Below are 13,540 nucleotides of genomic sequence, written 5' to 3' on the forward strand. Positions count from 1 at the left end.
CGACGGGGATCCAGCGGACGCGGATGTCTTGTTCGGTGAGTTGGTCGGCGAGTGTGCTGAGGGCGGGGATGGTGCCGGATACGACGGTGGAGTTGGGGCCGTTGATGGTGGCGATGGACAACTCGCCGGAGGTCAGATGGTCGTTGAGCTGGTGTGCGGGCAGCGCGATGGAGATCATGCCGCCTTGGCCTGCCAGGGCTTCCAGGGTGCGTGAGCGCAACGCCACGACGCGTGCGCCGTCGTCCAGGCTCAGGGCTCCGGCGACGCAGGCGGCGGCGATCTCACCTTGTGAGTGGCCGACGACGGCGTCGGGGTGGATGCCGTGGGAGCGCCAGAGTTCGGCGAGGGAGACCATGACGGCCCATAGGACCGGCTGGATGACGTCGACGCGTTCCAGTGCGGTCTCGTCGTGCAGGATTTCTTGCAGGTTCCAGTCGACGAATGGGGCGAGGGCTTGGGCGCATTGGTCGAGGCGTTGGGCAAACGCCGGTGAGGTATCCAGTAGGTCGTTGGCCATGCCGACCCACTGCGATCCCTGTCCGGGGAACACCAGCACCGTCTTGCCGGTCGTCGCGCGCGGCGCCAGGACCTGACCCTTGGCGACCGCCGCCAGACCGTCCAGCAGCTCGTCGCGGTCCGCGCCCACCACCACCGCGCGATGCTCGAACACCGAACGTCGCGCCAGAGCGGCGGCGACACCCGCTACCGGAGCCTCGTCACGGGCGGCCAGATGGTCGCTGAGCCGTTGAGCCTGCTCTTGCACCGCCTGCGCGGTCTTGCCCGACAGCACGAGGGACACCGGGCCCGGCGCCTCGGCGATCGGAGCTGGAGCCGGGGCCGACGTCGGCTCGGGGTCGGGGGACTGCTCAATGATGAGATGGGCGTTGGTGCCGCTGATGCCGAACGAGGAGACGGCGGCGCGGCGGGGGCGATCGTTGGCGGGCCAGGGACGCTCCTCGGTGAGCAGCCGCAGCCCCCCGGCCGTCCAATCGACGTGCGGCGTGGGCTCGTCGGCGTGCAGCGTGCGCGGCAGCACCTGGTGCCGCATGGCCAGCACCATCTTGATGACACCGCCCACCCCGGCGGCGGCCTGGGCGTGCCCGATGTTGGACTTCAGCGATCCGAGCCACACCGGGCGCTCGGGGTCGCGCCCCGCCCCGTAGGTGGCCTGGAGCGCGTTCGCCTCGATGGGGTCGCCAAGGCGCGTTCCGGTCCCGTGGGCCTCGACGGCGTCGATGTCGCCGGGGCCGAGACCGGCCTTGGTCAGGGCCTGCCGGATCACCCGCTGCTGGGACGAGCCGTTGGGCGCGGTCAGCCCGTTGGACGCGCCGTCCTGGTTGATCGCCGAGGCCCGCACCACCGCGAGCACCCGATGGCCGTTGCGCCGCGCGTCCGACAGCCGTTCGAGCAGGACGAGCCCGACGCCCTCGGCCCAGCCGGTGCCGTCGGCGTCCGCGCCGAACGCCTTGCACCGGCCGTCCGGCGCCAGTCCACGCTGGCGGCTGAACTCGATGAGCATGCCCGGCGTGGCCATCACCGTGACACCGCCCGCCAGCGCCAGCGAGCACTCGCCCTCCCGCAGCGCCTGCGCCGCCTGGTGCAGCGCGACCAGCGACGACGAGCACGCCGTGTCCACCGTCACCGCCGGGCCCCGCAGCCCGAAGGTGTAGGCGATCCGGCCCGAGGCCACGCTGGCGGTGCCGCCGGTCAGCAGGAAGCCCTCGGTGCCCTGGGCCTCCTCGTGCAGCCGCGGCCCGTACTCCTGCTGCATCGCCCCCACGAACACCCCGGTGTCGCTGTCGCGCAGCGACGCCGCAGCGAGCCCGGCCCGCTCGAAGGTCTCCCACGCCGTCTCCAGCAGGAGCCGCTGCTGCGGATCCATCGCCAGCGCCTCGCGCGGCGAGATCCCGAAGAACTCCGCGTCGAAGCGGTCGGCGTGTTCGAGGAACCCGCCGTGGCGCGCGTAGGTCTTGCCGACTGTCCCAGGCTCGGGGTCGTAGAGGTCGTCGATGTTCCAGCCGCGGTCGGCGGGCGGCTCGCCGATGGCGTCCACCCCGTCCGCCACGATCCGCCACAGGTCGTCGGGGGAGGCCACGCCGCCCGGATAACGGCAGCTCATCGCGACGATCGCGATCGGGTCATCGGCGCGGCCGGCGTCGCGCGCCACCTCGCCCGGGACGTCCACGGCTCCGGTGTCGTCTCCGGGGGCGGAGAGCAGGGTGAGCAGCCGCTCCGCGAGCGCCTCGGGGGTGGGGTGGTCGTAGACGAGCGAGCTGGGCAGCGCCAGTCCCGACTCGGCCACCAGCCGGTTGCGCAGCTCGACCGCCGCGAGCGAGGTGAGACCGAGGCTCTTGAACGTGGCCGCCGCGTCCACCTCCGCGCCGGGCTCGCCGAGCACCTCGCGCACTACCCGGCGCACCTCGGCGACCGCGCCGTCCAGGCCGTCGACCGTCCAGCCCGGGGGCGCCTCGTCGGCTTCCGCGCTCTGCGGGACGGCGCCGAGCCAGTACTCCTTGCGCTGGAACGCGTAGGTGGGGAGCCGCACGCCCTGGGCGCGGTCCACGGGGAGAACGGTGGACCAGTCCACCTCGACGCCATGGGCGAAGGCCAGCGCGAGGGAGCCGAACACCTGGCGGAGGTCGCCGTGGTCGCGGCGGAGGGTGGGGATGGCCGTGGCGGTGGTTTCGGTGGTCTCGAAGGTCTCGGCCAGCCCGACGGCGAGAACCGGATGCGGGCTGCATTCGATGAAGTGGGTGTGTCCGTTGGTGAGGAGTGCGCGGGTGGCTTGTTCGAATTGGACGGTGTGGCGGAGGTTGCGGTACCAGTACCCGGCGTCCAGCTCGGTGGTGTCGATGAGTGTGCCGGTGAGGGTGGAGTAGAACGGGATCTGCCCGGAGCGCGGGACGATCGGCGCAAGCAGCTCGGCCAGGGGCTGCTCGATCTGTTCGACTTGGGCGGAGTGGGAGGCGTAGTCGACGGGGATCCAGCGGACGCGGATGTCTTGTTCGGTGAGTTGGTCGGCGAGTGTGCTGAGGGCGGGGATGGTGCCGGATACGACGGTGGAGTTGGGGCCGTTGATGGTGGCGATGGACAACTCGCCAGAGGTCAGATGGTCGTTGAGCTGGTGTGCGGGCAGCGCGATGGAGATCATGCCGCCCTGCCCGGCCAGCGCCTCCAGGGTGCGTGAGCGCAACGCCACGACGCGTGCGCCGTCGTCCAAGCTCAGGGCTCCGGCGACGCAGGCGGCGGCGATTTCACCTTGTGAGTGGCCGACGACCGCATCCGGTTGGATGCCGTGGGAGCGCCAGAGTTCGGCGAGGGAGACCATGACGGCCCATAGGACCGGCTGGATGACGTCGACGCGTTCCAGCGCTATTTCGTCGTGCAGGATTTCGTGCAGGTTCCAGTCGACGAATGGGGCGAGGGCTTGGGCGCATTGGTCGAGGCGTTGGGCAAACGCCGGTGAGGTTTGCAGTAGGTCGTTGGCCATGCCGACCCACTGCGATCCCTGTCCGGGGAACACCAGCACGGTCTTGCCGGTCGTCGCGCGCGGCGCCGGGGCCTGACCCTCGGCGACCGCCGCCAGACCCTCCAGCAGCTCGTCGCGGTCAGCGCCCACCACCACCGCGCGATGCTCGAACACCGAACGGTCCGAGACCAGTGCCGCGCCCACCGCTGCGGCATCCAGCTCCGGCCGCTCCCGCACGTGTGCGTGAACCCGCTCGGCCTGCGCGCGCAACGCGGCCGCGGAACGCCCGGACACCACCCACGGCAGCGGGCCCTCCACCGGCCCTTCGTGCGCGGGCGCCGCTTCGGGGGCGGCCGCCTCCACCACGAGGTGGCAGTTGGTGCCGCCCATGCCGAACGAGGAGACCCCGGCCAGCAGCCGCGCCTCCGGGGACGGCCACGGCCGGGTCTCGGTCGCCACCCGCAGCCGCCAGTCGTCGAAGGCGATCTCGGGGTTGGGGTCCTGGAAGTTCAGCGAGGCCGGGATCATGCGGTGCCGGGCGCTGAGCACCACCTTGATCAGCCCGGCGATGCCGGCGGCGCCCTCCAGGTGCCCGATGTTGGTCTTGACCGAGCCGACGGCCAGCGAGTCGCCGTCCCGGCGGGCCGGGCCGAAGACCGCGCCCAGCGCGGCGGCCTCGACGGGGTCGCCGACCTTGGTGCCGGTGCCGTGCAGCTCCACGTACTGCACCGCGCCGGGGTCCACCCCGGCGTTCCGGCAGGCCAGCCGGAGCACCTCCTCCTGCGCCGCCCGGTGCGGCGCGGTCAGCGAGGCGCCGCCGCCGTCGTTGTTGACGGCGCCGCCCAAGATCACCGCGAGGACGTCGTCGCCGTCGGCCTCGGCGTCCGCCAGCCGCTTGAGCAGGACCAGGCCGCCGCCCTCGCCGCGCGCGTACCCGTTGGCCCAGGTGTCGAAGGTGTGGCAGCGGCCGTCGGGGGACAGCGCGCCGAACCGGGTCATCGTCGTGGTGCTCTCGGCGGCCAGGATGAGGTTCACCCCGCCCGCCAGCGCCAGCGACGACTCGCCCTTGCGCAGGCTCTCGCACGCCTGGTGCACCGCCACCAGCGCCGACGACTGCCCCGAGTCGATCACGAGGCTGGGGCCGCGCCACTCCAGCAGGTACGACACCCGGTTGGCGATGATGCTGCGGTGCAGGCCCGTCGCGGTGAACGAGGTGATGTCGTCGAGGCCGCGCCGGTGCGACAGGGCCGCGTAGTCGTCCAGGATCGCGCCGATGAAGACCCCGGCGCGCTCGCCCCGCAGCCGGTCCGGCACCGCGCCCGCGTCCTCCAGCGCCTCCCAGGCCAGCTCCAGGATCAGGCGCTGCTGCGGGTCCATCGCGGCCGCCTCGCCCGGCGGCACCCCGAAGAAGCCCGCGTCGAACGCCGCGACCTCGTCGAGGAAGCCGCCCGGGCCGGTCAGCCCATCGCGTCCCGGCGGGACGGGCCCGACCGCGTCGCCTCCCCGCCGCAACAGCTCCCAGAACGCCCCGGGGTCGGCGCCCCCGGGGAACCGGCACGCCACTCCGACGACGGCGACAGGCTCGGTCTGCGACATCTCGACTCCAGTCATTTCGTGGCCGAAGGCCCTACCACTCCACCGACAGCCGTGCCAGTCCACGGGTGCCCAGGCCGTCCTTCCAGACCACCGCGCCGGGACCGGCCGCGAGGCGCAGCGCCGGGAACCGGCGCAGCAGGCGGTCCAGGACGATCTGCACCTGGAGCCGGGCCAGCGGCGCGCCCAGGCAGCGGTGCACGCCGTGGCCGAACGTCAGATGGACGGCGTCGCGCGCGTCCGGCTCCAGCCGCTCCGGCTCGGCGAACGCCGCGCCGTCCCGGTTGCCGTGCAGCAGCGAGACCATCACGGCCTCGCCGGGCTGGACGGTGACGCCGCCGAGGTCCACCGGCTCCACGGCGACGCGCGGGAAGCTTCCGGGGGTGGACGGGTTCACCCGCAGGAGCTCCTCGACCGTCGGGATCAGCCGGTCGGGCCGCTCGCGCAGCCCGGCGTACGCGGACTGGTCGGTGAGCAGGGTCAGCACCGACAGGCCGATCTGCCCGATCGTGGTCTCGTAGCCGGCCATCAGCAGGGCGAGGCCCATGGTGAGCAGCTCGGCCATCGACATCTCGCCCCGCTCGTGCGCCCCGACCATGGTGGTGAGCAGGTCGTCGCCGGGCCGCCGGCGCTTGCGCTGGATCAGGCCCGCCATGTAGTCGACGAGTTCCAGACGGTGCCGGGCCTTCTCCTGCGGGGTGCTCGCGGAGATGTCGAACAGCACCTCCACCCAGCCGCGGAAGCGGCCGCTGTCCTTCGGCGGGACGCCGAGCAGCGAGCACAGGACGGCCAGCGGCAGCGGCGTGGCCAGCCCCTCGATCAGGTCGGCGCCCGGCCCCGCCGCCGCCATCGCGTCGAGGTGCCGGTCGGCGAGCCGCTCGATCACCGGGGCCATCGCGCCGACCTTGCCGGTGGTGAAGGCGCCGGCCACGATGCGGCGCAGCCGGGCGTGCTCCGCGCCGTCCATGCTCATGATGGAGTCCGGCACGGGCTGTGCGTCGATGATCTTCGGGGCGTTCGGCCGGACCGCCTCGGCCCTGCTGAATCTCTTGTCCGTGAGCACCCGGCGGCCCAGCGCGTGGTCGCACACCAGCCACATCTTGTCTCCGGCCGGGGTGACGATCGGCACGACGCCCTCGTCCCCCTGCCTCTCCAGGAACCCCGGGAGGGGGCCCAACCGGTCGGTCTCGACGTGGTCCATGCGTGCGCTCCCCATCGTGGTCGGCGGGTCAGGCGTCCAGCAGCCGGCGTTCGGCGTCGCGCAAGGTCTCCATCGGCCGGTTGAACGCGACGCGGACGTACTGCTCTCCCTGGGCGGGATCGGCGTAGAAGGCGGAACCGGGGGCGAGCAGCACACCGGAACGCTCGAACAGGTCGCGGACGAACGGCATGCCGCCCCCCTCGCCGCCGGTGAGCGGGCTGATGTCGGCGAACAGGTAGCAGCCGCCCTCCACGGGCGCGAACTTCATGCCCATCCGGGAGAAGATCTCCTGCGCCACGTCGCGCCGCTCGGCCATCTCCGCCGCCGCGGCCGCCAGGTCCACCGACGGCGCCGCCCGCCCCGCCGCCACCTGGAGGGGCACCGCGGCGGTCAGCGTGGTCAGCGACTTGACGTTCCGGAACGCCGCGGTGCGCGCCGGGTCGGCCCTCAGGAACCCCAGCCGCCACCCGCTCACCGCGTGGCTCTTGGACATCGACCCGATGACGACGCTGCGCTCGGCGAGCCCGGGCACGTCGGCGACCGAGAGGTGGGCGCGGCCGTCGAAGACGAAGGCGCTGTAGACCTCGTCGCAGATCGCGGTGACGTTCCACCGCTCGCACAGCTCGGCGATCTCGTCGAACTCCTCCCGGGTGAGCACCCGCCCGGTGGGGTTGCTCGGCGTGTTCAGCAGGACCGCCCGGGTCCGGGAGGTGAACGCGGCCGCCAACTCGGCGGGGTCGAAGCGCCACTCGGGCGGGTGCAGCCGCACGTGCCGGGGGACGGCGCCGGCCAGCGTGATCGCCTCGGAGAACTGCTCGAAGCCCGGGTTGAACAGGATCACCTCGTCCCCGGGGTCGACGGTGCCCAGCAGCGCGACGAAGAGGGCCTCGGTCGCCCCGGCGGTGATGGTGAGCTCGGCGTCGGGGTCGGTGGGGGCGGCCAGCGACTCGGCGATCCGCTGCCGCAGCACCACGTCGCCGTAGGGGTGCTCGTACTGGTTGTGCCCGGAGCGCAGCGCCCGGGCCGCCTCCTCGATCAGCTCGCCCGGGGTCTCGGGGTGGCGGGGGGTGCCGATCGCCAGATCGACCTCGGCGCCGGTGAGCGCCAGGATGAACACCTCGGCCAGTCCGGTGATCGGAATCCGTGCCGCCCGCGCCGAGACGGGCGGCCTGTCGGCCGCGGAGTGGGTCATCGCTTCTCCTCCTGCTGGGTTCGTTCGGGGCGCCCCGCCGGACGCGCGGTCTGCGTGCAGGCGTGATCCACCCGTGCCGCGCGGGAATGGGGGAGCGCGGACGGGGGACGCCGAAAGGGAGCCTCGGCACAGGACGCGCGGACGAGGCCGCGCCGGGCGGCGTACGCCCCGGTTGTCCTGTCGACGGGACGGACGGGCGCGCCGGGTGGGCGCGCCTGGCGCCCGCCGTCAGGTCAGACCCGGACCCCGGTCGCGTCGCGATGGCCGAACACGCCCATCTTCACCTTGCCGGTCAGGGAGTTCTCGTCGAAGGCGGCGTCGAACTTCATCGTCATCGGCATCGCCTTGGTGAACTTCACCTTGAACTTGAGCCGGTCCCCCTCGACGCTGGCGTCGAAGATCGGGGCGTTCCAGGTGCCCTGGTCATCGGTGACGGTGCCGCTGATCGCGGCGCCGTCGGATTTCAGTTCGAGATTGGCGTGCTGCTTTCCCATCGGGGTGTCCACGGTGAGCCGCCACTTTCCGTCCACACTCACGGAACCATCCTGTCTCAAGAGGGATTGGGTGTTTTGGGGGCAGACAATGCCGGAATCTATGTGCTGTGCGTCCCTCAGTACAACCCGATGGGTGCCGCCGTTTATGCCGGCGCCGGGTCAGCGCGGCAGCCGTCCCATGAGTCGCGCCGTTTCACGGTGCCGGGTGCATTCGCGTCCGTCAAAGGATTTCTGGACGCGGTCGAAGACCTCGGCCGGCTGTTCCTGGCTGAGCTTGAACATGCCCTTTGCGCTGGTGACCGCGATCCGGAACGCGCCCACGCCCGAGACGATCTGGCGGAAGTAGTCGAGCGATTCCGACTGGTCCCAGCCGGCGCCGAAATCGCCCTCGAAGGCCAGCGCGGTGGACCGCACCACCTGCAGCGTCTCCTCGGCCGACTCGATCCGCTCGACCACGCCGCGGACGTGCACGGCGGTGAAGTTCCAGGTGGGCGCGGCGGGCGTCACCTCGTACACGGCCGGCGAGACGTAGGCGTGCGGGCCGGTGAACGCCAGCAGGATCACATCGTCCGTCTTCAGGGCCTCCCAGTGCGGGTTCATCCTGTTCATGTGCCCCAGCAGGGTGGCCCCCGCCAGGTCGGCGGGCCACTCGCCGTGCGCCGCCGGGTCCGGGATCACCGGCAGGTGGGTGGCGAACGGCCCGTCCGCGCCGCCACCGTTGATCACGGCCAGGGCCAGCGGGTTGCCGCGCACGAGCTCGGCCATCCACGCGCCGTCCGGTTCGCGGTAGAAGCTGGGAACGAACATTGTGAATTCATCTCCTCGTTGCTCGGGCCGCGCGCATTGCCGTCCTGTCGCTGTCCTGTCGGCAGGACAGCGCCCCGCGCCGCGGCACCTCTTGAAGGGGTCGGGCATTCCCTCTAAGTTGGCCTCAGGTATTCTTCGGCGCAACACTGAATGTGCGGCCTGAGGCCCCGGTCCGGCAAGACCCGGCGGTATCCGTGGCAGGGATCGCGGGAATTGGCCCGGATAAAGCGCCGGACTCCCTGTCACGACAGCGCTAGCGGGAGAGATGTCTGTGCATACCGGTTACGAGGCGTACGACGTGGTCGGCATCGGATTCGGCCCGTCGAATCTGTCGCTCGCCATCGCCCTGGAGGAACACTGGGCCAACGCTTCCGAGCGTCCGCCCAAGGCCGTCTTCTTCGAACGGCAGCCCTCGTTCGGCTGGCATCGCAACATGCTGCTGCCGTCGACGACCATGCAGGTGACCTTTTTGAAGGATCTGGCCACCTTCCGCAATCCCATGTCGCGGTACAGCTTCGTGTCGTTCCTGCACGAGGCGGGGCGGCTGGCGCGGTTCGCCAACAACCAGAGCTTCTTCCCGACGCGCCGGGAATTCCACCAGTACCTCGAATGGGCGGCCTCCGGCTTCGCCGACCGCGTCTCCTACGGCGCGACGGTCGAGGAGATCCGGCTGCCGTCCGACAGCGGCCCCGAGGGGATCGACCACCTGCGGCTGCACGTCCGGACCGCGTCCGGGACGAAGGTGGTCGGCGCCCGCAACGTGGCGATCTCGACGGGCCTGGTTCCGCGCATGCCGGCCGGGGTGGCACGCGACGAGCGGGTCTGGCACAGCTCGGAGTTCCTGGAGAGGTACGGCCGGACGGACCCCCGGGAGCTGGCGCGGGTGGCGGTGGTCGGCGCCGGGCAGAGCGCGGCCGAGATCACCCGGTTCCTGCACGAGAGCCTCCCGCACGCCCAGGTCACCTCGGTCATCCCGTCCTACGGCTACTCCATCGCCGACGACACCCCCTTCGCCAACCAGGTCTTCGACCCCGGCGCCGTCGACGAGTACTACTTCGGCAGCGAGCGGACGCGAGAGGCGTTCTGGCGGTACCACCGCAACACCAACTACTCGGTGGTCGACAGCGAGGTGATCACCGACCTCTATCAGCGCTCGTATGACGAAGAGGTGTCCGGCGACAAACGGCTGCATTTCCTCAATCTGACGCGGGTCGACGAGGTCAAGCAGGCCGGCGAGAGAACATGCCTGTCGATCTCCTCGCTGCTCGACGGCGATTCGCGGGAACTCGAAGTCGACGCGGTGGTGTGCGCCACGGGTTATGACTCCATGGAGCCGGCGGCCCTTCTCGGCGATCTCGACCGGTACTGCCTGCGCGACGACGCGGGCCGCTACCAGGTGCGGCGCGACTACCGGCTGGTCACGGCCCCCGGGTTCAACTGCGGCATCTACCTGCAAGGCGGCACCGAGCACAGCCACGGCCTGACCTCGTCGCTGCTGTCGAACACGGCCATCCGCAGCGGCGAGATCGCCGACTCCATCGTCGCTTCGATCGGAGACGCCGGCCTTGCGGCGGCGCCTGCGGACCCGGTGGCCGGGGGCACATCCGTCCGTACGCGGAATGTGGTATCGGAACGCTGATCCGGTTCATCGGATGATCAGCCCGCGGCAATAAGCCCGGCGCCGCCGCCGCGTTTGCCGTCCTGTCGGCAGGCCGCCGGAAAACCCCGATGACCACTTTCGGCCGCGCCTTGACCGGGGCGTGTCCGCTGCTCGATGTTCGCGTTCGTCTTTCGGGCGGGATGCCGATCGGCGATAATGCCAGTTGCCTGAGACGATGTTTTCTTTCGAACGTGGGGCGATGGCGGTGCCGAGCAGGGGGCGCGGTGTGGCGGGCTGGTCCGGGCCGGGGGAGGGGCCTTCGGAGCACGCTCTGGCCTGGGCGACCCGCGGTTTCACGGTCGCGCTCCGCTGCGGCGGTGTGGCGGCGGCGATCGTCGCGGCGGCGGTCGACGACGGCACCGGGATCTCCCGGACCTGGCAGCTCGCGGTGTTCGGCGGGCTGGTCGTGTGGGCCGGCCTCTTCTCCGTGACGGTGGCCCGGCGCGGGCTGACGCTCCCCTTGGTGGCCGGCGACACCGCCGCGGTGTCGCTGGCGCTGCTCGCCCAGCCCAGGCTCGTCCCCGTCTCCGCGGTCGTCGACGAGACCACGTGGGCCATCATGCTGGCCGGGACGGCCGTCTACGTGGCGCTGCTCGCGGCCGGGCAGGTGACCGGGCTGCTGCTGGCGTCGGCGGTCATCGCCGCCTACATGACCGGCGTCCCCGCGGAGACCAGCCAGGTGCGCAGCCTGATCGTCCAGGCCGTGGGGGTGAGCGCGATCATGTGGCTGCTGCGCCGCGGCGGGCGGCGCGCCGACGTCATCGTCGCGGACCGCGACCGCGAGCGGCGGCAGGCGATGGTGGAGGCGGCCCGCCGGGCCGACGAGCGCACCTACCGCTCCCAGGTGCACGACTCGGTGCTGTCGACGCTCACCATGGTCGCCTCGGGCGCCGTGCCGGCCGACTCGCCCGGCCTGCGCAAGGACGCGCGCAGGGCGTTGCGGGTCATGGAGCGGTTCTCCGGCGACGCGCTCGACGGCGACGGCGCACCGGTCGACCTGTCCGAACGGCTGCGCGGCCTCATCGCCGACCAGTCGACGCGCGTCCGGGTCGACCTCGTCCTCGCCCGCGGCGGCGACGCCGGCGGGATCGAGGTCCCGGAGGCCGTCGCGGTGGCGATCACCGATGCGGCCGCCGAGGCGCTGCGCAACGTCGCCCGCCACTCCGGGGCGTCCCGGGCGTGGGTGCGGGCCGAGCAGGACGACGGCTCGGTGACGGTGACCGTCCTCGACGGCGGGCGGGGCTTCGAGCCCGCCCGGGTGCCGGCCGCCCGGCACGGCATCAGGTACTCGATCGTCGAACGCATGGCCGTCGCGGGCGGCCGCGCCACGGTGACCTCGCGCCCCGGTGCCGGGACCGGGATCACGCTGCGGTGGCCGCGTGGCTGAGGCATCGGCGCGGAACTCGTTCGCCGTCCGCTTCAACCGGGCGTTCGACGCCGCCATGGTGGTCACGGTCGCCCTGTGGCAGGTCGGCGCCGCGGGCATGGCCCTGCTGGCCTATCTGGACGACTACCGCTCGGCCGCCGCGGCCGTCGCGCTCTACGCGGCGCAGGGCCTGATCATCGCGGCGGCGTCGGTCCTCCTGCTCCGCCGCAGGGGCGGCACCGGCTGGACCCTGTCCCTGGTCGCGGCGGACCTGGCGACCGGCATCGCGATGGCGGCCAACTGCCCGGGCGGCCAGCAGCTCAGGATCAACTGGGCCTGGACCACGGTCGGTCTCATCGGCGTGCTGCTGCTCATGCACCGTCCCGTTCGCGAGCTCCTGGCGTTCCTGGCGGTGAACGCGGGCGTCGTCCTGACCGCGCTGGTGCTCACCGGCGACCTGAACCGGCACGTCGCCGCGGGGTTCGTGGTGCTGCTGTACGCCTCGGTCAGCACCCAGCTCACGATGGTCGGCGGAGCCCGGGTGTTCCGGTTCAACGGCGGCGTCGCGGCCGCCGCGGCGGCGGAGCGGTGGGAGATGGCCACCCGCGAGATGGTCATCGAGGAGGTCGCCGCGACCCGGCAGAACCGGTACCAGGAGGCGGGCCGGCTCATCGCGCCCATCCTGCGGGGACTGGCCGACGGCACCGCGAACCCGTCCGACCCGCGCCTGCGGCACCAGTGCGCCACCGCCGAGGCGATGCTGCGGCAGCTCCTGGCCGAGCACGCGGACCTCTGCGACCCGCTGCTGGGGCTCCTGCAGCCCGGCATCGACAAGGCGCTGCGCCGCGGGGTGGTGGTCGACATGGCCCGGGTCGGCGAGCCGCCGGTGATGGACCAGGCCACCACCTCGGCGCTCGCGCAGGTGCCGCTCGCCGTGCTGGCCGGGACGCGGACGTACGCGCGCATCACCGTCGTCTCGACGGCCGCCGACCAGGTCAGCGTCTCGGTGCTGACCGACGGCGACGTCACCGTCGGGGAGACCGACACCGGCGACGTCGACCTCACCATCGACCATGAGGGGGACCTGCTCTGGGTGGAGGCGCGATGGGCCAGGCCGTGACCATCGCGGTCATCGACGACCAGGACGTGGTGCTGACGGGGATCAAGACCTGGGTGGCAGAGGACCCGCAGCGGCGGGTCGAGATCGTCCACACCGGCACGGCCCTCGCCGACCTGGACGACGGGGCGGCCGCCAAGGCCGACGTCCTGGTCGTCGACCTGCGCATCGACGGCGAGCTCGTCTTCGACAAGATCGCCGAGCTCACCGAGCAGGGCCGCCGGATCGTGGTGTTCTCCCAGCACACCGAGCCGGCCGTCATCCACCGCGCCGAGATGGCCGGTGCCCGCGCCTACATCACCAAGGAGTCCAACGAGGGCCGGGGCCACCTCATCGAGGCCATCCTCGCGGTGGCCGCCGGCGGGCGGTACACCACTCCCTCGCAGGCGGGCGCCATGCTCGCCGCCAGCGGTACCTGCAACGGCAAACCCAGGTTCTCCGATCAGGAACTGCGGACGATGCGCCTGTGGCTGGGCGGCCTCACCCGCGCCGGAGTAGCCCGTCAGATGGGTATCAGCGAGCACACGGTCAAGCAGTATTTGGAACGAGCCCGGGAGAAGTACGCCAAGGCCGGACGCAAGGTCCCGACCCGTCTCGACCTGTACCGCGAAGCCCGCCGCGACGGCATCGTCACCGACTGA

Annotated in this window: 9 protein-coding genes; 4 read left to right on the plus strand and 5 right to left on the minus strand. The window is 72.0% G+C overall.

What is annotated here, in order from left to right:
• The 5 genes from E1298_RS47995 to E1298_RS10715 form a co-directional block, all read right to left on the minus strand.
• A partial coding sequence (locus E1298_RS47995; RefSeq protein WP_165975407.1) for a type I polyketide synthase occupies positions 1–5,065 on the minus strand: 5,065 nt, incomplete at its 3' end.
• 31 nt (positions 5,066–5,096) lie between these two features.
• Entirely contained in the window at positions 5,097–6,263 is a 1,167-nt protein-coding gene (locus tag E1298_RS10700; protein ID WP_131891872.1) for a cytochrome P450, read from the minus strand.
• A gap of 28 nt (positions 6,264–6,291) precedes the next feature.
• Positions 6,292–7,455 (minus strand): pyridoxal phosphate-dependent aminotransferase, encoded by a 1,164-nt coding sequence (locus E1298_RS10705; RefSeq protein ID WP_131891874.1) that lies wholly within the window; start codon positions 7,453–7,455, stop codon positions 6,292–6,294.
• A 233-nt stretch (positions 7,456–7,688) separates the two neighbouring features.
• Entirely contained in the window at positions 7,689–7,991 is a 303-nt protein-coding gene (locus tag E1298_RS10710) for a hypothetical protein (protein ID WP_131891876.1), read from the minus strand.
• Positions 7,992–8,108: 117 nt separating this feature from the next.
• A complete protein-coding gene (locus tag E1298_RS10715) occupies positions 8,109–8,756 on the minus strand; it encodes an FMN-binding negative transcriptional regulator (protein WP_131891878.1) in 648 nt (215 codons plus the stop codon).
• 271 nt (positions 8,757–9,027) lie between these two features.
• Here E1298_RS10715 and E1298_RS10720 point away from each other — a divergent pair, with 271 nt between their 5' ends.
• The 4 genes from E1298_RS10720 to E1298_RS10730 all read left to right on the plus strand — a co-directional run bounded on the left by E1298_RS10720 (position 9,028) and on the right by E1298_RS10730 (position 13,540).
• A complete protein-coding gene (locus E1298_RS10720; RefSeq protein WP_131891880.1) occupies positions 9,028–10,395 on the plus strand; it encodes a lysine N(6)-hydroxylase/L-ornithine N(5)-oxygenase family protein in 1,368 nt (455 codons plus the stop codon).
• A gap of 220 nt (positions 10,396–10,615) precedes the next feature.
• Positions 10,616–11,803, plus strand: a complete 1,188-nt coding sequence (locus tag E1298_RS10725) for a sensor histidine kinase (RefSeq protein WP_131891882.1) — start codon at positions 10,616–10,618, stop codon at positions 11,801–11,803.
• The gene (locus E1298_RS48000; protein WP_165975406.1) at positions 11,796–12,902 is read left to right on the plus strand and encodes a hypothetical protein; all 1,107 of its coding nucleotides are present in this window, start codon (positions 11,796–11,798) and stop codon (positions 12,900–12,902) included. The genes E1298_RS10725 and E1298_RS48000 overlap by 8 nt, the downstream gene beginning before the upstream one ends.
• Positions 12,887–13,540: a response regulator gene (locus tag E1298_RS10730; RefSeq protein ID WP_131891884.1), complete on the plus strand. Its 654-nt coding sequence runs from the start codon at positions 12,887–12,889 to the stop codon at positions 13,538–13,540. The genes E1298_RS48000 and E1298_RS10730 overlap by 16 nt, the downstream gene beginning before the upstream one ends.

The organism is Actinomadura rubrisoli, assembly GCF_004349215.1.
GTDB lineage: Bacteria > Actinomycetota > Actinomycetes > Streptosporangiales > Streptosporangiaceae > Spirillospora > Spirillospora rubrisoli.